Genomic DNA, 16487 nt, shown 5'->3' on the forward strand with positions numbered 1-16487 from the left:
CGAATCGTCGCGACACGGTAGCCGGGTGCAGGTTCAGGACAGGTGCTCAGGCTCCGTCTGGGTCTTGTGGTGCTCGTCGGAGCGCATGGCGTCCTGGCCGCCGTGCCCCACTCCCGGGCTGCCGGCCCTGGCCGGACTCAACGAGACGACGATCGACTTCGACGTGGGGCAGTTGCTGTCGGTCGCCGACGAGTCCAGCGGAACCAGCGGGTTGGTCTCCGGGTAGTAGGCGGCCGCGGACCCCTTGGGCGTCTGGTACTCGACGATCCGGAAGTTCTCGGCGACGCGCACCACGTCGTCGTCGTCCCACTTGGTGGTGATGTCGACGAAGTCGCCGTCCTTCATGCCGAGTTCCGCGATGTCGCCGCGGTTGACGAACACGACGCGGCGGCCGCCCTCGATTCCCCGGTACCGGTCGCTGAGTCCGTAGATCGTGGTGTTGAACTGATCATGGCTCCGGAACGTCTGCAGCAGAAGATGTTTCGGCGGCACCTGCAGAGCCTCGATGGGCGAGACGAAGAACTCGGCGAGGCCGGACTCCGTCTGGAAGGTCCGCGAGTCCCGCGGCGGGTGGGGGAGGACGAAGCCTCCGGGGCGCCGAGCGTTGACCTCGTAGCCCTGGCATCCCGGAACCACCCGCGAGATGTGCTGACGGATGGTGCGGTAGTCGTCGCGCATGCCCTTCCAGTCGAGACCGTAGCGGTCGCCGATCGTGGCTTCCGCGATCTGCGTGATGATCTCGACCTCGGACTTGACGTGCGGGCTCGGCGGATCGAGCGGACCGCGGGAGGAGTGCACCGAGCACGTCGAGTCCTCGACGCTGATCCACTGCGGCCCGCTGGCCTGGATGTCCTTCTCGGTGCGGCCCTTGGTCGGCAGGATCAGCGCCACGTCCCCGGTGACGAGGTGCGAGCGGTTGATCTTCGTCGAGATGTGCACCGTCATGTTCGTCTTGCGCATGGCATCGAAGGTGACGGTGCTGTCCGGCGTGGCCTGGGCGAAGTTGCCGCCGAGACCGAGGAAGAACTTCACCTTGCCGTCGCGCATCCCGCGGATCGAGTCGATCGTGTCGAGACCGTTCTCGCGGGGCGGATCGAAACCGAACTCGCTCTCGAGTGCGTCGAGGAAGTGCTTTGGCACCCGCTCCCAGATGCCCATGGTGCGGTCGCCCTGCACGTTCGAGTGACCGCGCACGGGCAGCACACCCGCGTTCGGCTTGCCGATGTTGCCCTGAGCGAACGCGAGGTTGGTGATCTCCTTGACGGTGTTCACGGCGTTGCGGTGCTGCGTGATGCCCATGGCCCAGCAGAAGACGGTGGCCTTCGAGTCGCGCAGGAGCTTCGCTGCGTCGGTGATCTGGGCTCGGGAGAGACCGGTGACCGTCTCCACCTCGTCCCAGTCGACCGCCGAGACGTGCTGCTTCCACAGATCGAAGTTGTTGGTGTACTTCTCGATGAACTCGTGATCGAGGGCGTCCCACTCGACAAGCAGCTTGCCGATGGCCTGGAAGAGCGCCAGGTCGCCGTTGATGCGGATCGGCAGGTGCATGTCCTCGAGATCGGTGCCGGGTCCCACCATGCCCCGCGGGGTCTGCGGGTTCTTGAAGTTGATGAGGCCGGCTTCGCGCAACGGGTTGATCGCCAGGATCTTGGCGCCGTTCTGCTTGGCCTTCTCCAGCGCGGACAGCATGCGCGGGTGGTTGGTGCCCGGGTTCTGTCCGGCCAGGATGATGAGGTCCGCGCCATACACGTCGTCGAGCACGACGCTGGCCTTGCCGATGCCCATCGACTCCTGCAGGGCGAACGACGTGGACTCGTGACACATGTTGGAACAGTCCGGCAGGTTGTTGGTGCCGTACGCGCGAACGAAGAGCTGGTACACGAACGCGGACTCGTTCGACGCGCGGCCCGACGTGTAGAACGTGGCCTCGTCCGGGTGCAGCGAGCGCAGCTCCTCGCCGATGAGGTCGAAAGCCTCGTCCCACCCGATCGCCTCGTAGTGGGTGCCGCCCGACCGCTTGACCATCGGGTGCGTGATGCGTCCCTGCTGACCGAGCCAGTGCTCACTGTGCGAGTCGAGGTCGGCGATGCTGTGGCGCGCGAAGAACTCCGGGGTGGCGCGGCGCTTGTCGGCTTCCTCGGCGACGGCCTTCGCGCCGTTCTCGCAGAACTCCGCGGCGTGACGGTGACCCGGATCCGGATCGGGCCACGCGCAGCTCATGCAGTCGAAGCCCTCGGCCTGGTTCAGGTCGAGCAGGGTCCGTGCGGTCCGCACCGGGCCCATGCGCTCGAGCGAGCGCTTCATCGAGACGGCGACGGCGGTCGGACCGGCGGCATGCGTCTTCGGCTTCTCGATCGACAGGTCGGCCTCGTCGTAGTCCCGAGAGTCGTGTGTGCGTGTCATCGATCCGTCACTCCTTCATGTCGCGCGTGCCCCCTCTGGTCGAGGGTAGTGCGCGGCGCCGACACGACCGGTCGGACGACGCGCTTCCACTCCTGTCTACCCGCGCCGACGATTCCGTACCCGTCGCCTAGCGTGAGGCCATGACGAGAACTCGCACCGTGTCCGATCACGTCGACGTCGCGGCATCGCCCGACGAGATCTACGCACTGGTCAGCGATCCGACGCAGACGCATCGGTGGAGCCCCGAGAACACGGGAGCGGTGGTGGACGAGCCGCGCCGTGGAGGTACCTACGAGGGCATGACGTTCGTCGGCCGCAACAAGCGCGGCCGGGCGACGTGGAGCACGCGGTGCGTGGTGACGGCCGCCGAGCCTGCACGGCGATTCGCGTTTCGGGTGGAGGTCATCGGACCCGGCAAGCCGATCGTCCGCGCACGGAACGCGAGCTGGGAGTACACCTTCGCACCGGTGGACGGCGGCACTCGCGTCACCGAGACGTGGACGGACGATCGGCCGTGGCCCGACGCGGTGGCCGCGCTGTTCGACAAGGTGGCCACCGGGGGCAGTTCCTTCTCGTCCTTCCAGCGCCGCAACATCGCGCGGACGCTGGCGAATCTGCAGGCCGAGCTCGGCGCTCCCTGACCTCGCCCGGTCGTCCTGCGTGGGACAATGACACGGTGCCGGCGAGCAGAGGTGGAGTGTGAGGTCGTATCGCGATCATGCCGTCGTCCTGCGCCAGCACAAGCTCGGTGAGGCCGACCGCATCGTCACGCTCCTCACGCGCCGCCACGGACTGGTGCGCGCAGTGGCGAAGGGCGTGCGCCGCACGACGTCGAAGTTCGGCGCCCGGCTCGAGCCGTTCGCCTACATCGACGTGCAGCTGTATCCCGGTCGCAACCTCGACATCGTGACCCAGGTGCAGACCGTCGAGTCGTTCGCGTCCGACATCGTCGCCGACTACGGCCGCTACACCACCGGGTGCGCCGTCCTCGAGACCTCCGAGCGACTGGCGGGTGAGGAGCATGCTCCGGCGCCTCGTCTGCATCACCTGACCGTCGGCGCGCTGCGCACCCTGGCCTCCGGGGCTCGCGACTCGGAACTGGTGCTGGACGCGTTCCTGCTGCGGGCGATGAACTTCGCCGGGTGGGCTCCGTCGCTGGACGAGTGCGCGACGTGCGCTGCGCCCGGTCCGCATCGCGCGTTCCACGTCTCCGCCGGGGGAGCGGTGTGCACCCACTGTCGCCCCGCCGGGTCCAGCACACCCTCGGTGGGTGTGCTCGACCTGATGTCGGCCCTGCAGAGCGGCGACTGGGCGGGTACCGAGGCGTCGACCGATTCGATGCGCGTGCAGGCGAGCGGTCTGGTGGCCGCGCACCTGCAGTGGCATCTCGAACGGCAACTGCGGACGCTCCCGTTCGTCGAACGCAGTGGCGGGTCCGGGACCGCCGGGTCCGCACCTGCCGGAGAAACTCCGGTCGGGCAGGATGAGACCCGTGATCCGTCGAAGTCCACGCGAGCAGCCCACCCGGCGTGAGGTCCGCGCGCCCGATCCGCACCCGTCCGGTGCCCGCGCGCCGATCCTGCAGCCCGAGTTGATTCCCCGCCACGTGGCGCTCGTCATGGACGGCAACGGACGCTGGGCGCAGGATCGCGGACTGCCCCGCACAGCCGGTCACGAGCGCGGCGAGGCCGTCCTCATGGACACGGTCTGCGGATGCATCGACATCGGTGTGCGGTGGCTGTCCGCCTACGCGTTCTCGACGGAGAACTGGCGTCGCAGCCCGGACGAGGTGAAGTTCCTCATGGGCTTCAACCGCGACGTCATCCGCCGCCGCCGCGACGAGATGCACGAGATGGGGGTGCGCGTCCGCTGGGCGGGGCGCCGACCTCGTCTGTGGCGCAGCGTCATCAACGAACTCGAGACGGCCGAGGAGCTCACGAAGGACAACACCGTCATGACGCTGACGATGTGCGTCAACTACGGCGGCCGCGCCGAGATCGTGGACGCAGCCCGCGAGATCGCGCGTCGCGCAGCAGCCGGACAGCTCGATCCCGACAAGATCTCCGAGGCGTCCTTCGCGAAGTACCTCGACGAACCGGACATGCCCGACGTCGATCTCTTCCTGCGGCCGTCCGGCGAGCAGCGCACGTCCAATTTCCTGATCTGGCAGTCCGCCTACGCGGAGATGGTGTTCCAGGAGAAGCTCTTTCCCGATTTCGATCGCCGCGACCTGTGGGCTGCGTGCGTCGAGTACGCCTCGCGTGACCGCAGATTCGGTGGTGTGAAATGACGGAGCAGGACATCGTGGCGGCCCTGCAGGACCGTGCCCGGCTGGCACTCGGACAGTTCGCGGACGTGTCCGTGGGTGACGACGGATCGCTCGGGTTCAGCTACGCGGGCGCACTCTGCTCGCTGCGTGCGGTCGCTCTGAGTCCGGGACTCGAGGTGCTCGCTCTGACGGCCGTGCTGGCCTGGGACCGTCCGTCGTCGGGAACGCTGCGGGCGCGAGTGGCGGTGCGCAACAGCGAGTCCCAGTTCGGCTCGATCTCGCTCACGACGCACGGGTCGCAGGCCGACGTCGTGATGCGCTACACGTTCCCGGCGTCGGGACTCGACGACGAACCACTCATGACGATGCTCGTCCTGGTGCTCTCGGGTGTGGAGAAGGCGCGCGTCGGCCTGGTGCCGTGACTCATCGCGCGGCGCACTCGCTGCAGGTGCCGAAGATCTCGGCGGTGTGGCTGACGTCGCTGAAACCGTGCTTCGACGCCACCGACTTGGTCCAGCGCTCCACGGCGGCACCTTCCACCTCGACGGTGAAGCCGCAGACGCGGCACACCAGATGGTGGTGGTGACCGTCGGAGCACCGGCGGTAGACGGACTCACCGGAATCGGTCCGCAGGACGTCGATGGTGCCGGCGTCCGCGAGGGCCTGCAGGGTGCGGTAGACGGTGGTGAGGCCGATACCGTCGCCACGCTTGCGCAGTTCGTCGTGCAGCTCCTGCGCCGACCGGAACTCGTCGACGGTCTCCAGCAGTTCGGAGATGGCGCTGCGCTGCTTGGTCGAGCGCACACCGATGGTGCGGGGAGCGGTCACGAGTGGTTCTCCTCCTGAGCGTGGGCGACGGCGTCGACGACGATGTGGGCGAGGTGGTCGTCCACCAGGCGGTACAGGACCTCGCGTCCGGCACGCTCACCGCGGACGACGCCCGCGGCCTTGAGGACACGCAGGTGCTGGCTGATGAGGGGCTGCGTGACGCCCAGCGCACCGACCAGCTCGTGCACGCACCGTTCCGACTCGCGCAGTTGCAGCACGATCGCGATGCGCACCGGAGCAGCGAGTGCACGCAGCAGGTCGCCTGCGCCGCCCAGCACGTCCTTGGACGGCAGCGGAACGGGGCTCGGAGCCGCGGGAGGGACCACCGTGTCGTCGATGCTCATGAAGGTCCTCCTGCGCTGTCGGGTGGCGCTTAATGGAAACAGTAACCACTTTCGACATCTACTCTGATATGCGCGGACGTGCATGTCAACTCACCGGTGCTCGAAGACCGGGACGTCGCCGGATAGTCTGATGTGTCGCGAGCAGAGGGACACCCCCTCGCTCGGCAGTACTACCGACCACCCGAGATGGAGAGCTGGCCCCGTGGCACCGAAGTCCAAGATCGATACCGTCGCCAACCTGGCCAAACGCCGGGGACTCGTCTATCAGTGTGGCGAGATCTACGGCGGAACCAAGTCGGCCTGGGATTACGGCCCCCTCGGCGTGGAGCTGAAGGACAACATCAAGAAGCAGTGGTGGCGCAACATGATCACCAGCCGCGAGGACACGGTGGGTCTCGACTCGTCCGTGATCCTGCCGCGCGAGGTGTGGGAAGCGTCCGGCCACGTCGAGACGTTCTCCGATCCGCTGGTCGAGTCGCTCCACACCCACAAGCGCTACCGCGCCGATCACCTGCTCGAAGCGTACGAGGAGAAGCACGGCCACCCGCCGGAGAACGGACTAGCCGACATCCGTGATCCCGAGACCGGGGAGCCCGGTTCCTGGACGGAGCCGCGCGCGTTCTCCGGACTGCTCAAGACGTTCCTCGGACCTGTCGACGACGAGGCCGGACTGCACTACCTCCGCCCCGAGACGGCGCAGGGCATCTTCGTCAACTTCGCCAACGTGCTCACCACGTCGCGCAAGAAGCCGCCGTTCGGCATCGGCCAGATCGGCAAGAGCTTCCGCAACGAGATCACGCCCGGCAACTTCATCTTCCGCACCCGCGAGTTCGAGCAGATGGAGATGGAGTTCTTCGTCAAGCCCGGCGAGGACGAGCAGTGGCACCAGTACTGGATCGACTACCGCATGAAGTGGTACACCGATCTGGGCATCGACCCGGAGAACCTGCGCCTGTACGAGCACGCGCAGGAGAAGCTGTCGCACTACTCCAAGCGCACCGTGGACATCGAGTACCGCTTCGAGTTCCAGGGCAGCGCGTGGGGCGAGCTCGAGGGCGTCGCCAACCGCACCGACTTCGACCTGTCGACGCACTCGAAGCACTCGGGCACCGACCTGAGCTTCTACGACCAGGCCAACGACGAGCGCTACACCCCCTACGTCATCGAACCTGCTGCGGGACTGACTCGTTCGCTCATGGCCTTCCTCGTCGACGCGTACCACGAGGACGAGGCGCCCAATGCGAAGGGCGGCGTGGACAAGCGGACGGTGCTGCGACTCGATCGTCGTCTGGCGCCGGTCAAGGCCGCCGTGCTCCCGCTGAGCCGCAACGCCGACCTGACACCCAAGGCCAAGGACCTCGCGGCGACTCTGCGACAGAACTGGAACGTCGAGTTCGACGACGCCGGCGCCATCGGTCGCCGCTACCGTCGCCAGGACGAGATCGGCACCCCGTTCTGCATCACGGTCGACTTCGACACTCTCGACGACCAGGCGGTCACCATCCGCGAGCGCGACAGCATGGCGCAGGAGCGGATAGCCCTCGACCAGGTCGAGAGCTACCTCGCTACCCGACTGCTGGGCTGCTAGCGCTTTTCCAGAGCAGCGATCATCTGCTCCTCGGTCTCTTTCCCGACCCGCTCGAAGGCGATGCCTGCGAGCGGGTCGGCCAGTTTCGCGAGGCCGTTGAACTCGATGTTCGCGTGATAGGTGATCTCGGTGGAGGTCGGGCCGGCCTCGTTCAGCGTGATGTCGTCAGTGCTCGTCGCGGTCTTGTTCGTGCCCTTCAGGACGATGTGGCCGGGCTCGTCGACCTCGAGACGGTAGGTCAGCTCGGTCGAGATGCCGTACAGCTTCGACGTGTTGTTCCATTCCGTGCCGACGGCGACCGGTCCGGGCGTGGACTGCGTGCACTCCACGGTGCCCGGATCCCATTCGGTGGCGTTCGCGAAGTCGCGCAGGTACGCGGCCACGTCCGCCCGTGATCGGGTGACGGTGAAGGTGCGGGTGACATCGACCATGGGTGGGGCTCCTGATGCTAGGTGGGTGACTCCAGAGTGCCCGTTCGCGCGCAGTACTGAAACACCACGTCAGCGGACACAGGAGTGCTGCTGGTACTCCACCAACTGGCGCTGCACCGACACGGGTACCGGGATGCGGGTGTAGACCGGCACACCGTCACCCACTGCGATCCACGCGGGGAACACGAAGGGCTTCCTGGCGTCCGCGATGACATGCGGTTCGCAGGACGCCGTCGACAGCGTGACCGGGACGTCGATGCTCGCTGTTCCCGACGCCAGCGTGACCGGCACCTCCTCGCTGCTCAGCGCGTAGAGGAGGCTGCCGCGAATCTCGTCGAGGCGCAACGGGTCGTCACCGCCTCGGCGATCCAGGGTGAGCACCGCCGACAGAGGCGCCGCGGGGTCCGCCGGTGGAGGGCCGGGAACCAGGGTGACCGCGACGATGTCGGCGAGTTCGGCGGCGGCACATTCTTCGGCGTGGATTCGGTTCAGGGTGTCGTTCTGCGACGCGAGCGGCACCTCGACCGCGATGTCGTCACTCGTCTCGACGACCGCTGTCGCCGGTTCCGCTCCGACATCGCACAGCGCTGTTCCGTACGGCACGGTGACGTCGATGCGGGAGCCTCGGTCGAGCGTGATCTCGCGAGGTGTCGCGTCGACCGTCTCGAAGCCGGGAGAACGCAGTGCGACCGACCGGACGGTGACCGGCTGCTCCGACGCGCCGGTGAGCGTCACCTGAAGCTGTCCGCCCACCGCGTCGTCGTCGCGGCTCCGGTAGGTGGATGCGCTCACGGGGGCGCGGACCTCCGGCGGCGACGGTGCGCAGCCGACGAGGAGAGTCAGGGCGAGGGCGCTTGCCGCGACCCGAGCGGTCACCGGCTCAGAAACGTCCGCCGGACGAGCGTCCGATGCGTCCCGAGCTGCCGGAGCCGCCGAACGAGCGCGGACCGCCGCCGAATCCGCCGTAGCCACCGCCACGACGGTTCCCGTACGAGCGGCCCCCGGAGAAGCCGCCCCGCAGCACGCTGTCGATGAGCACGCCGGTGAGGATGCCGCCCGCCGAGGACGAGCCGCCGTACCCACCGCTGTGCCGAGGGCGCTGTGTCGCCTCCCAGTCGGCGACGTCCGCCTGAGCGAGGTGCGACGCCTGCGCAGCGAGGGACAGGGCGGCCGCGGCGTGCTGCAGAGCGCGTGGCGCGTCCGTGGCACCCAGCTGCTGGGCGGCTTGGACGTGCCGTTCGGCCTCGGCGAGCCGCGTACGCGCCTGGACCTTCACCGCGCCGCTGCGGGCGCCGATGTACTCGCTCGCGGCCCGCACCTGTGCCTGCGCCGACGCGAGGTCCCGGTCCAGTCGAGCGCGGGCATGGTCGTCCTGTTCCTTGCTCTGTGTGGCGACGGCGAGTGCGGAGTCGAGTTGCGCGTCGGCTGCGACGAGGGCGTTCATACTGCCCAGCGGATCCTGCGTGCCGCGGGTCCGTGCCCGACCCAACGCCTCGGCGACGGCGGCCCGTGCCGCGGCGAGTCGGTCTCCGCCGTGCGAGGCGAGGCGGTCCGCCGATGCGATGTCGGCTTCCGCGTCGGCCATCGCCGCGTCGAGCCCGGAGCGCGCGGCCTCGATGTCGGCGTCGGCGTGCTCGACGGCGTCGAGCAGCGATCGGGCGCGCGACAGCGCACTCTCCGCGGTGCGCACCGCGGCCACCACCGGTCCCTGGTGACCCACCGGTTGCGCGGCGGCATCACGCCCCTCGTCGATGCTCGCGTCGGCGAGCTCGAGCTGTTCCTTCGCCAGGTCGACGTTGTTCGCCACCGGCGCGAGGACGGAGCTGTCGTACCGCCCCGCGAGGCTCGTCAGGGTCGCCGCCGCCGCGTCCAGCCGCGCCGTCTGCTCCACCTGCCCGCGCGTGAGCGCGTCGAGACGGGAGTCCGCGTCGATCAACAGGTTCCGGATCTCGTCGAACTCGGCGACCTTCTCGTCGAGGTGCCGGTCCGCGTCACTGCACGAGGTGATGATCGACAAGAGCATCTGGCGCCGCTCGTCGGGCGACTCGGGGATCGCGTCGTCCAGACGCTGCCTCGTCTCGAACGCGGCCGCGAGCGCGCGGCGGGCGCCGTCGAGAGCCTCGACGAACGGGCGAGCCGCGGCCTGTCCCAGTTCGCCGACGGCAGTGGACAACTCGTCGGCACTGGCCCGGATCGCCTCGTCGGTCTCCACCAGCAGAGCGCGGGAACGCTCGTCCAGGACGTCGAGCGGGAGAGCGGCGAAGGCCGCGGGGTCACTGCCGTCCAACTGCTCGGCGGCCTCCAGTGCATCGGCTCGCCGCCGCCGTGCGCGCAGCCGAGTGAAGGCGAAGGCGCCCAGTACGAGGACGAGGATCACGCCGACGGCGACCCAGAGACCTGCCGATCCCGAGCCGGTGGTCGACGCCGCCTTGCCCAGGCCGGTGGCTGCCGCCGTCGCCGCGCCCGCCCAGTTCTCCTCGCGCAGCGCCGGTTCGATCGAGGCCTGCTCGAGTTCGGAGATCTCCGAGTCCGAGATGCTCGACAGTGCCTGGGGAACGTTCAGGACGTACGAGCGGGCCTGCGTCGCGACCGCCATGAGCACATCACGGTCCCCGAAGTCGCTGGTGGACGCCGTGCGCTCACCCCACGAGGTGGCAGCCTGGCCCGAGAAGTCGTCGACGAAGACCACCCAGAGCCGGAAGCCCTGCTCGTCGTAGAGGGTGTCGACGGCGGACTGCACCTCTGACACCTCACCGGCATCGAGTGCGCCGGCCTGATCGGTGACCTGCTCGGGCACTCGGAACGGTTCCTCGGCGGAGGCGGGCACGCCCACACCGACCACGGCGAGGACGAACAGGATCGCGGTGGTGGCGGCACGCAGGAGCACTCGGACCCGGGTCATGGTGGGAACCTACCGGGAGCGTGGCCGAACGGTGCGAACGAGGACGAGAGACCCGTGACAACTGTCATGCCGCGGTCGTGACGCACGAACGAGGGTTCGTCCCTCGCATCGGAGCAGTGTTCTTCTCATGACCACACCAGCGATTCACCTCGACCATCTGCGGAAGTCGTTCGCCGGGCCGGGCCACACCCGTGTCCAGGCCATCGACGACCTGTCACTCGGCGTCCACCCGGGCGAGATCGTCGCGTTCCTCGGGCCCAACGGCGCCGGCAAGACCACCACGATCGACATGATGCTGGGCCTCGGTCGACCCGACGAGGGCTCCGTCGCCCTCTTCGGCGGATCGCCCGAGGACGCCGTCGCGACGGGCCGCGTGTCGGCGGTGATGCAGAGCGGGGGACTGCTCAAGGACATCACCGTCGAGGAGACCGTTCGCCTCATCGGCACCCTGTACTCGTCCACCCGGCCCGTCTCGGAAGTCCTGGCACGCGCAGGCATCGCGGACATCGGGGGCCGGATGGTGGGGAAGTGCTCCGGCGGTCAGCAGCAGCGGTTGCGGTTCGCGCTCGCCCTGCTCCCGGATCCCGATCTCATCGTGCTCGACGAGCCGACCACGGGCATGGACGTGGAGGGCCGACGTGAGTTCTGGGCCGCCATGCGCGAGGACACCTCGCACGGACGCACGGTCCTGTTCGCCACGCACTACCTCGACGAGGCGGACGCCTACGCCGACCGCATCGTGCTGCTGCGCGACGGGCGCATCGTGGCGGACGGCACCGCGGCCGAGATCAAGAACGTGGCGTCCGGCCGGCGGGTCTCGGCGATCCTGCCGGGCGCGCGGGCAGCCGATCTGCTGGCCGTTCCCGGCGTCGACGACGTCGAGATCCACGGTGACCGGCTCACCGTCCACGCGACGGACTCGGATGCAGTCGCTCGATACCTGTTCGCACACACCGCAGCTCGCGAGGTGGAGATCGTTCCCCACACTCTCGAGGACGCGTTCCTGACCCTCACCACCGACACCACCGGGAGCCTCGCATGACCGCCACCGATTCGACCACCACCACCACCACCACCACCACCACCACTGTCCGGACGCTGCCGGCTCGGGGCGGATTCAACGCCGGCTTCCTCGCACTCGAGATGCGCCGGATGTTGCGGAACCGCCGCACCGTCGTCTTCGCACTCGTCGTGCCGCCGATCTTCTTCCTCATCTTCGGGCTGCAGGGTGATCTGAAGACCGAGTCGGCAGGATCGGCGAACGTCACCGGCTACGTCATGGTGAGCATGGCCCTCTACGGCGCGATGCTGGCCACCACGAGTGGCGGCGCCATGGTCTCGATCGAACGCGGACTCGGATGGAGCCGTCAGCTGCGGCTCACCCCGCTGACCCCCACCGCGTACATCGCGGTGAAGGTCGTCGTCGCCATGGCGCTCGGGCTCGTGTCCGTGGCCGTCGTCTTCGCCGTCGGTGCGGCGACAGGCGCGACTCTTCCCGCCGCGGCATGGGTGGAGTGCTTCGTGCTCGCCTGGATCACCTCGATCGTGTTCGCGGCGTTCGGCCTCTTCATGGGGTACCTGCTGCCGTCGGAGAACGTGATGCAGATTCTCGGACCCGGTCTCGCTGTGCTCGCGTTCGCCGGTGGTCTCTTCGTCCCGGCGAGTGGATGGTTCGAGACCGTGGCGAAGTTCGTCCCCACCTACGGGGTGGCCACGTTGGCGCGATCTCCGCTCGGGGACACCTCGTGGACGTCGCTGGTGGAGGCGCTCGTCAACGTCGCGGTGTGGACGACGATCTTCGTGATCGGCGCGATGACGATGTTCCGCAAGGACACCGCCCGCGTATGACACGTCCGGACACCAGGGGGTCTAGCGTGGCGGCGGTGAGCAGGACCACCGCCGCCGCGCTCGGCCGTCGTCAGGGCCTCGTGCAGTCACTTCGGTCGCACTTCGTCATCGAGCCGCGCGAGGTGAACGTCGACGACAGCGAGGGGACGCGACTGCGCGCCGCCGTGCGCCGAGGCTGGATCTTCAGTGCGGTGTGGCTGGCCTACCTGATCTATCCGGTACGGGCGGTGTGGAGTTACGACGGGCCCGTCCACTGGCAGGTGGCCGCAGCGCTGTGTCTGCTCGCCTTCGCCGCGGTGTTCCTGGGTGGTTTCCGCGACTTCCGGGGACGGCTGCATGCCGAGGCGCAGGTGCGGGTGCCCCGACAGTGGGCTGTGGTGGTGGCGCTGATGCTGCTGCTGGTTCCGGTCGCTCCCGCAGCCGGTGACTCCGTGTTGACGGGATGCGTGTTCGTGGCGGTTCTCGCCGTCATGACCCTTCCTCCCCGGTCCGGTCTCCTCGTTCTCGCTGCGAACGTCGCCGCGGTCGAGGTGCTTCCCCGTGTCGTCCCGAGTTGGACCCCGGACGATTCCGCCGGGTTCACCGTGGCGGTGGCCGCGTTCGCCGCCTGGGGAATCAGCCAACTCGTCGCTCGCAACATCCAGCTGACCGAGGCGCGCCGCCGCCTGTCCGACCTGGCCGTGGTCGAGGAGCGCGAGAGAGTCGCTCGCGACGTCCACGACATCCTCGGCCACTCGCTGACCGTCATCACCATGAAGGCCGAGCTGGCCGGGCGACTCGTCGAGGTGGATCCGGCGCGTGCCGCCGTCGAGATCGCCGACGTCGAGAGCCTCTCGCGCGCAGCGCTCGCCGACGTGCGATCGACGGTGGGCGGGCTGCGTCACCTGCGACTCGACACCGAGATACGGGGAGTGCGCAGCGCCGTCGAAGCGGCAGGGATGACACTGCACATCGAGGGGTCGGTGCGTGACGTGGCGGAGGAGTTCCGTGAGCTGTTCGCCTGGGCGCTCCGGGAAGCGGTGACGAACGTGGTGCGTCACAGCGGCGGAACCGAGTGCCGGGTGCGACTCGATGCCCGCCGGATCACCGTCGCGGACAACGGCATCGGGCCGCAGGGCGAGTCCACGGGCACCGGCCTGCGGGGACTCACCGACCGCGCGGACGCCCTCGGCGCCGCCGTCCGGGTCGCACGGGGAAGTGACGGCGGGTTCACTCTCACGGTGACGGCGCCGTGACGATCCGACTCCTGCTGGCCGACGACCAGGCCCTGGTCCGTGGCGCTCTGGCCGCCCTGTTGGGACTCGAGCACGATCTCGACGTCGTCGCGGAGGTGGGGCGCGGCGACGAGGTGGTGCCCGCAGCGCTCGAGCACCGTCCCGACGTGGCGCTTCTCGACGTCGAGATGCCCGGGGGAGACGGCATCGCGACCACCGCCCTGCTGCGGGCGGCAGTCCCCACGTGTCGCGTGCTCGTGGTCACCACCTTCGGACGGCCCGGGTACGTGCGGCGGGCCATCGACGCCGGTGCCGGCGGATTCGTGGTCAAGGACACGCCCGCTCGCCAGCTCGCCGAGGCGGTCCGGCGGGTCCACGCCGGGATGCGCGTCATCGACCCGGCACTGGCGACGGAGACGCTGACGGCCGGGAACTCGCCCCTGACACCGCGGGAGCGGGACGTCCTGTCCGCGGCGCGCTCCGGGACCACCGCCGGGTCCATCGCCGCCGCGCTGCACCTCTCCGAGGGCACGGTGCGGAACCATCTCTCCGCCGCCATCGGGAAGACCGGTGCCACCACGCGCGCCGAGGCCGTGCGCATCGCGGAGGACAACGGGTGGTTGTGAGGCGCGCCGGACCGATCTCCGCGGGTGCGGCTGGCAGAATCGACGTGTGAGTACCGACTACCGCTACGACGACCCGTACGTGCCGCAGCCCGATCGTCTCGGCTTCGGCGGCACCGTCGCGCGCTGGCTCCGTCGGCTCGTGGCGGGCGTGGTCCTCGTGGGAGTGCTCCTCGTCGGTGGGACCGCCGTGCGGGTGTGGCAGGTGGCTCGGATCGACGATCACACGCCGTCGGACGCCATCGTCGTGCTCGGCGCGGCCCAGTACGACGGCGTCCCCTCGTCGGTCTTCGAGGCGCGACTCGAACAGGCGTCGGCGCTGTTCTCCAGCGGGGTCGCTCCGCTGATCGTGACGGTCGGTGGCAAGCAGGTGGGCGACAACTACACCGAGGCGGCGTCGGGTCGGAACTACCTGATGGACCAGGGTGTTCCGGGCGAGGACATCGTCGCCGTCGAGGAGGGGTCGGACACCCTGCTCAGCATCGAGGCCGTCGCGGCGGAGTTGCAGTCGCGAGGACTGACCGACATCACCCTGGTGAGCGATCCGTGGCACTCGCTGCGCACCCGCACCATGGCGCGCGACGCCGGTCTGGACGCGTGGACGTCGCCCACCCGCCAGGGCCCCGCCGTGTTCACCCGCGAGTCGCAGATCCACGGGATCGCCAGGGAGACAGCGGCTCTGCTGTGGTACCAGCTGACGCACTACTCCGCGGACTTCCAGTACACGGCCAGCCAGTGACGCAGTACGACGCGGCGGACCTCGAACGACTGGTGGCGGAGGGGCCGAAGACGGCCGCGCTGGTGCTCACCGAGACACCCGGCGATTCGCGAGGACACTTCGCCCGTGATCGCGCCCGGGTGCTGCACTCGGCCGCGTTGCGACGCCTCGCCGACAAGACTCAGGTCACCGGTCCCCGTGAGGGCGACACGCCCCGCACCCGATTGACGCACTCTCTGGAGGTCGCCCAGATCGGGCGCAGCATCGCCGACGGCATCGGGTGCGACCCCGATCTGGTGGAACTGGCCGGGCTGGCCCACGACATCGGCCACCCGCCCTACGGCCACAACGGCGAGCGAGCTCTCGACGAGGTGGCCGAGTCCTGCGGCGGGTTCGAGGGCAACGCTCAGAACCTTCGGATCCTCACGGTGCTGGAACCGAAGGTCCTCACCGAGGACGGCGCCAGCGCCGGGTTGAACCTCACTCGTGCCTCGCTCGATGCCGCGATCAAGTACCCGTGGCTGCGGCCGCGGCCGGGCGCGAAGTTCGGCGCCTACGACGACGACGCCGACACCCTCACCTGGATCCGCGAGGGCGCACCCGAGGGTCGTCAGAGCCTGGAGGCGCAGGCGATGGACTGGGCCGACGACGTCGCGTACTCGGTGCACGACGTGGAGGACGGCATCATCGCCGGGCGCATCGACCTCCGGTCGCTGGCGGACCCCAGCGAGCAGTCGGCCCTCGCCGAGATGTCGGTGAGCGAGTTCCGCGGCTTCGACCGTGACCACATGCGCGAGGCCGCTCAGCGGTTGTCGGAGATGCCGGTGGTCACCGATGCGTCCGGCTACGACGGCACTCTCGTCCGCTCGGTGGCGCTCAAGCGGATGACGAGCGAACTGGTGGGCCGATTCACCACCGCCGCCATCTCCAGCACCCGGGAGGCGGCCGACGGCAGGCCCGTGCGGCGCTACGAGGCGGATCTCTGCGTGCCGTCGCTGGTCCGAGCGGAGGTGGCGTTGCTCAAGACGATGGCGCTGCGTTACGTGATGTCCGACGCCGGGCACCGGCTCCGGCAGGACCGTCAGCGCGATCGCATCCACCGCGTCGCGGCCTGGCTGCTGTACTCGGCACCGACCTCGCTCGATCCGATGTTCGTTCCCGTGTGGAACGCCGCCGCGGACGACTCCCAGCGCATCCGCGTCGTGGTGGATCAGATCGCGTCCTACACGGAGTCGCGGCTCGAACGGGTGGACAAGAGCAGCCTCGGAGCGCAGGCGTCCTGGGGTTAGCGGGTCCGGGTCGGTACGGCGGGGGAGCCG

17 protein-coding genes are annotated in these 16487 nt (G+C 69.0%); 11 read left to right on the forward strand and 6 right to left on the reverse strand.

The window, feature by feature from the left end:
* Nucleotides 1–33 precede the first annotated feature (33 nt).
* Nucleotides 34–2403 (reverse strand): FdhF/YdeP family oxidoreductase, encoded by a 2370-nt coding sequence (locus tag J4E04_RS07595; RefSeq protein WP_027505723.1) that lies wholly within the window; start codon nucleotides 2401–2403, stop codon nucleotides 34–36.
* A gap of 140 nt (nucleotides 2404–2543) precedes the next feature.
* On the opposite strand from J4E04_RS07595, the gene J4E04_RS07600 reads away from it, so the two are divergent.
* The 4 genes from J4E04_RS07600 to J4E04_RS07615 are packed head-to-tail and all read left to right on the forward strand — an operon-like array spanning nucleotide 2544 to nucleotide 5094.
* Nucleotides 2544–3044, forward strand: coding sequence for an SRPBCC family protein (locus tag J4E04_RS07600; RefSeq protein WP_490150291.1), 501 nt, complete (start codon nucleotides 2544–2546; stop codon nucleotides 3042–3044).
* 58 nt (nucleotides 3045–3102) lie between these two features.
* The gene (gene recO, locus J4E04_RS07605) at nucleotides 3103–3936 is read left to right on the forward strand and encodes a DNA repair protein RecO (RefSeq protein ID WP_027505725.1); all 834 of its coding nucleotides are present in this window, start codon (nucleotides 3103–3105) and stop codon (nucleotides 3934–3936) included.
* Nucleotides 3887–4693 carry an isoprenyl transferase gene (locus tag J4E04_RS07610; RefSeq protein ID WP_027505726.1) on the forward strand — a complete coding sequence of 269 codons (807 nt, stop codon included), beginning with the start codon at nucleotides 3887–3889 and terminating at the stop codon, nucleotides 4691–4693. The genes recO and J4E04_RS07610 overlap by 50 nt, the downstream gene beginning before the upstream one ends.
* Nucleotides 4690–5094 carry a hypothetical protein gene (locus tag J4E04_RS07615; RefSeq protein WP_027505727.1) on the forward strand — a complete coding sequence of 135 codons (405 nt, stop codon included), beginning with the start codon at nucleotides 4690–4692 and terminating at the stop codon, nucleotides 5092–5094. The genes J4E04_RS07610 and J4E04_RS07615 overlap by 4 nt, the downstream gene beginning before the upstream one ends.
* 1 nt (nucleotide 5095) lies before the next feature.
* On the opposite strand, the gene J4E04_RS07620 is transcribed toward J4E04_RS07615, so the two are convergent.
* Nucleotides 5096–5500, reverse strand: coding sequence for a Fur family transcriptional regulator (locus tag J4E04_RS07620; RefSeq protein ID WP_328809570.1), 405 nt, complete (start codon nucleotides 5498–5500; stop codon nucleotides 5096–5098).
* Complete coding sequence (locus tag J4E04_RS07625; RefSeq protein ID WP_027505729.1) at nucleotides 5497–5844, reverse strand: ArsR/SmtB family transcription factor; 348 nt, start codon at nucleotides 5842–5844, stop codon at nucleotides 5497–5499. Before J4E04_RS07625 ends, J4E04_RS07620 begins: the two co-directional genes overlap by 4 nt.
* A gap of 202 nt (nucleotides 5845–6046) precedes the next feature.
* On the opposite strand from J4E04_RS07625, the gene J4E04_RS07630 reads away from it, so the two are divergent.
* Nucleotides 6047–7432: a glycine--tRNA ligase gene (locus J4E04_RS07630; protein ID WP_490150292.1), complete on the forward strand. Its 1386-nt coding sequence runs from the start codon at nucleotides 6047–6049 to the stop codon at nucleotides 7430–7432.
* Here the strand turns inward: J4E04_RS07630 and J4E04_RS07635 are convergent.
* The 3 genes from J4E04_RS07635 to J4E04_RS07645 form a co-directional block, all read right to left on the reverse strand.
* Nucleotides 7429–7863: an SRPBCC family protein gene (locus tag J4E04_RS07635; protein WP_490150293.1), complete on the reverse strand. Its 435-nt coding sequence runs from the start codon at nucleotides 7861–7863 to the stop codon at nucleotides 7429–7431. The genes J4E04_RS07630 and J4E04_RS07635 overlap by 4 nt on opposite strands.
* Nucleotides 7864–7932: 69 nt before the next feature.
* Nucleotides 7933–8655 carry a hypothetical protein gene (locus J4E04_RS07640; RefSeq protein ID WP_222638414.1) on the reverse strand — a complete coding sequence of 241 codons (723 nt, stop codon included), beginning with the start codon at nucleotides 8653–8655 and terminating at the stop codon, nucleotides 7933–7935.
* Between the two features lie 88 nt (nucleotides 8656–8743).
* Nucleotides 8744–10765 (reverse strand): TPM domain-containing protein, encoded by a 2022-nt coding sequence (locus J4E04_RS07645; protein WP_222630414.1) that lies wholly within the window; start codon nucleotides 10763–10765, stop codon nucleotides 8744–8746.
* Nucleotides 10766–10892: 127 nt separating this feature from the next.
* On the opposite strand from J4E04_RS07645, the gene J4E04_RS07650 reads away from it, so the two are divergent.
* The 6 genes from J4E04_RS07650 to J4E04_RS07675 are packed head-to-tail and all read left to right on the forward strand — an operon-like array spanning nucleotide 10893 to nucleotide 16457.
* The gene (locus J4E04_RS07650) at nucleotides 10893–11807 is read left to right on the forward strand and encodes an ABC transporter ATP-binding protein (protein ID WP_490150294.1); all 915 of its coding nucleotides are present in this window, start codon (nucleotides 10893–10895) and stop codon (nucleotides 11805–11807) included.
* Nucleotides 11804–12613 carry an ABC transporter permease gene (locus J4E04_RS07655; RefSeq protein WP_490150295.1) on the forward strand — a complete coding sequence of 270 codons (810 nt, stop codon included), beginning with the start codon at nucleotides 11804–11806 and terminating at the stop codon, nucleotides 12611–12613. The genes J4E04_RS07650 and J4E04_RS07655 overlap by 4 nt, the downstream gene beginning before the upstream one ends.
* Before the next feature lie 35 nt (nucleotides 12614–12648).
* The gene (locus J4E04_RS07660; protein WP_490150296.1) at nucleotides 12649–13848 is read left to right on the forward strand and encodes a sensor histidine kinase; all 1200 of its coding nucleotides are present in this window, start codon (nucleotides 12649–12651) and stop codon (nucleotides 13846–13848) included.
* Nucleotides 13845–14453 (forward strand): response regulator transcription factor, encoded by a 609-nt coding sequence (locus J4E04_RS07665; RefSeq protein WP_027505737.1) that lies wholly within the window; start codon nucleotides 13845–13847, stop codon nucleotides 14451–14453. Before J4E04_RS07660 ends, J4E04_RS07665 begins: the two co-directional genes overlap by 4 nt.
* Nucleotides 14454–14499: 46 nt before the next feature.
* Nucleotides 14500–15189, forward strand: coding sequence for a YdcF family protein (locus J4E04_RS07670; protein WP_027505738.1), 690 nt, complete (start codon nucleotides 14500–14502; stop codon nucleotides 15187–15189).
* Nucleotides 15186–16457 carry a deoxyguanosinetriphosphate triphosphohydrolase gene (locus J4E04_RS07675; RefSeq protein ID WP_490150297.1) on the forward strand — a complete coding sequence of 424 codons (1272 nt, stop codon included), beginning with the start codon at nucleotides 15186–15188 and terminating at the stop codon, nucleotides 16455–16457. The genes J4E04_RS07670 and J4E04_RS07675 overlap by 4 nt, the downstream gene beginning before the upstream one ends.
* Nucleotides 16458–16487 lie beyond the last annotated feature (30 nt).

It is taken from the genome of Rhodococcus sp. NFXS4 (assembly GCF_058139645.1).

What these genes read in the sequence shown, in the direction of transcription:
- J4E04_RS07610 (WP_027505726.1), top strand. Translation starts at nt 3,887, where the DNA reads ATGAGACCCGTGATCCGTCGAAGTCCACGCGAGCAGCCCACCCGGCGT.
- J4E04_RS07655 (WP_490150295.1), top strand. Translation starts at nt 11,804, where the DNA reads ATGACCGCCACCGATTCGACCACCACCACCACCACCACCACCACCACC.
- J4E04_RS07650 (WP_490150294.1), top strand. Translation starts at nt 10,893, where the DNA reads ATGACCACACCAGCGATTCACCTCGACCATCTGCGGAAGTCGTTCGCC.
- J4E04_RS07635 (WP_490150293.1), bottom strand. Translation starts at nt 7,863, where the DNA reads ATGGTCGATGTCACCCGCACCTTCACCGTCACCCGATCACGGGCGGAC.
- J4E04_RS07645 (WP_222630414.1), bottom strand. Translation starts at nt 10,765, where the DNA reads ATGACCCGGGTCCGAGTGCTCCTGCGTGCCGCCACCACCGCGATCCTG.
- J4E04_RS07600 (WP_490150291.1), top strand. Translation starts at nt 2,544, where the DNA reads ATGACGAGAACTCGCACCGTGTCCGATCACGTCGACGTCGCGGCATCG.
- J4E04_RS07595 (WP_027505723.1), bottom strand. Translation starts at nt 2,403, where the DNA reads ATGACACGCACACACGACTCTCGGGACTACGACGAGGCCGACCTGTCG.
- J4E04_RS07625 (WP_027505729.1), bottom strand. Translation starts at nt 5,844, where the DNA reads ATGAGCATCGACGACACGGTGGTCCCTCCCGCGGCTCCGAGCCCCGTT.
- J4E04_RS07615 (WP_027505727.1), top strand. Translation starts at nt 4,690, where the DNA reads ATGACGGAGCAGGACATCGTGGCGGCCCTGCAGGACCGTGCCCGGCTG.